This window comes from Thermogutta sp., from assembly GCF_014359955.1.
Lineage (GTDB): Bacteria > Planctomycetota > Planctomycetia > Pirellulales > Thermoguttaceae > Thermogutta.
In genome coordinates this window covers 1-2,173 of the sequence record NZ_JACIYL010000746.1, presented here as the reverse complement: position 1 = coordinate 2,173, position 2,173 = coordinate 1, and the positions used below count along the sequence as shown (strand labels likewise).

Annotated in this window: 3 protein-coding genes; 2 read left to right on the top strand and 1 reads right to left on the bottom strand. The window is 58.0% G+C overall.

The features are described 5' to 3' along the window. Together H5U08_RS16550 and H5U08_RS16545 are read left to right on the top strand one after the other, a co-directional pair. Positions 1-214 (top strand): hypothetical protein (locus H5U08_RS16550; protein WP_297035585.1); only part of this gene is annotated, 214 nt, incomplete at its 5' end. Between the two features lie 289 nt (positions 215-503). Further along, positions 504-1,175 carry a hypothetical protein gene (locus H5U08_RS16545; RefSeq protein ID WP_297035582.1) on the top strand — a complete coding sequence of 224 codons (672 nt, stop codon included), beginning with the start codon at positions 504-506 and terminating at the stop codon, positions 1,173-1,175. A gap of 30 nt (positions 1,176-1,205) precedes the next feature. On the opposite strand, the gene H5U08_RS16540 is transcribed toward H5U08_RS16545, so the two are convergent. Further along, positions 1,206-2,173, bottom strand: a 968-nt coding sequence (locus tag H5U08_RS16540) for an alpha amylase C-terminal domain-containing protein (protein ID WP_297035579.1), incomplete at its 5' end; no start/stop codon positions are given.

Genomic DNA, 2,173 nt, shown 5'->3' with positions numbered 1-2,173 from the left:
AAAAACACGACCGGGTAGTTTCTCCGACTTGTTCATGGCAAGACTTGGTCATCCGTTTCTTGATGAGGCCGATTCTTTGACAGCGGCTTTCCAGGTTCAGTGCCAAATCCTGACAGGCAAACATGTCAATCATCAAGCCGCTGCACTCAGTTTTGTGGCCTCCGGAATCATTATCTTCAAAAAAGCACTTCCACGGCCGGAAGCTTCATCCTGAAGTCCGCCGCGGTTCCCTCAAGCTGGGCGAAGGGGATTCCGCCGTTCGGGCGCTGAGGAATGATGGAGTCCTTCACCTATTTCGACCCATCTTAGCCTATGTTACGCTTTTTCTCAGGAATCCGCAAAGGCGGTCGGGTTACCCCCTGCCATGGGGGCTTGTCTCCCAGCAAAGCACTAGTACCGCTGGATGTGAACTAGCGCCGGCAGAAACAGGTTCTTGCAACGCCATCAGAAAAGAGCGACGATTGAATGCAGGGCTCTCGCTTCTGCATGGGAGAATAGTTTCGATGCTCGTGGTCACGTGTCCTTCCTGCCAAGCACGTCTGAAGGTCAGTCCGCAGTTTACAGGCCGCGCAGGAAAGTGCCCCCGGTGTGGGGAAATTGTCCCCATTCGCCAGAGCGAACAAACTCCGCCCAGCTCAACCCCGGTCGGGCCTGCCGGTAGCTCTCCGCCACCGGCAGGCGACGATGACCTGCCGGACATCGAGCATCCCGATCGCCTGGTCCGCCACTTCCATTATCTGGTGTGCGACCGGCAGGGTCTGGTCGCCACGTGGGAGTCCAACGGTCAAGGATGGATGATTCGGTCGGGAACGACATTTGTGCGGGCCGTCCGGAATGCAGACAAACTACCCGCCCAGGGGGATTTCAAACTCGTCGAACTTCAGATCGAACCACATCCAGACGGTTCGCACCGGCTGGACGGTCTGCACGTCTATCAACTGGCGCCCCGCTATGCGCTCACAAGGATCGAACGCGGGGAAGACGCGATCCTTGGAGCCATCCGCGGGCCGGGCTCCCTCAACCGCGAGCAGAAGGCGGCCGTCTTTCGTTATATTCGGGAAAAGTTCATGCGCCCCATGTGGGAAAACAACCAGGCGCTGATCGATTACCTGACCAACCAGGATTATCACTCACCGGGCATTTCCCCACCCACCCATCCAGCCAGCCCGGCGTGAAATTCAAGGAGGGATCTTGTCCGGGAGCGATCACCGCCCTGGTGACTCTTGCGGCGGCACGTTGGGGCGCCGATCTCTTCGCGGTTTGAAGATGACCCCTGCCAGTGGCGGGAGGACAATCTTCATCGACGCCGGAAACCCATGCCACGGGATGGGCTCGGAGACGGCCCGGCCATAATTGCCGATGTTGCCTCCACCGTACATCTCGGCATCGCTATTGAAGATCTCTTCAAACTCGCACACCTCGGGGACGCCGATGCGATGTTCCCACCGGGGCACGGGCGTGAAATTGAGCGCGATCACCAGGTAGTCGTTGGGATCCTTGCCCCGCCGGATATAACTGAGCGTGCTTTCCTCCCAATTGTGGCAGTCGATCCACTGAAACCCTTCCCAGCGGAAATCAACCTCGTGAAGGGCCTTTTCCCGCCGCAGGAGCTTATTGAGATCCGCCACACACCGCTGGACCCCGCGATGCGTGGGCCAGTCGAGGAGTTCCCACTGCAACTGGGCGTCATAGTTCCATTCGTGCCACTGTCCGAATTCGCTGCCCATGAACAGCAGTTTCTTGCCGGGGTGTGTCCACATATAGGTGTATAGCAGCCGAAGATTCGCAAACTTCTGCCACCAATCACCCGGCATTTGGGAAATGAGCGAGCCTTTTCCGTGAACCACTTCGTCGTGCGACAGCGGAAGGACGAAGTTCTCGTGGAAGGCATAGATGAGGCTGAAGGTAAGCTCGTTGTGGTGATACTTGCGGTAGATGGGATCCTTGTGCATGTAGCGCCGGGTGTCGTTCATCCAGCCCATGTTCCACTTCATGCTGAAGCCGAGGCCACCCTGGTAGGTGGGATGCGAAACCCCCGGCCAGGCCGTGGATTCCTCGGCGATCGTCAGGACGCCGGGAAATTGCAAGTGCACCTGTTCATTCAACAGTTTGAGGAAAGCGATGGCCTGGAGATTCTCCCGGCCGCCGAATTCATTGGGAATCCACTCGCCGG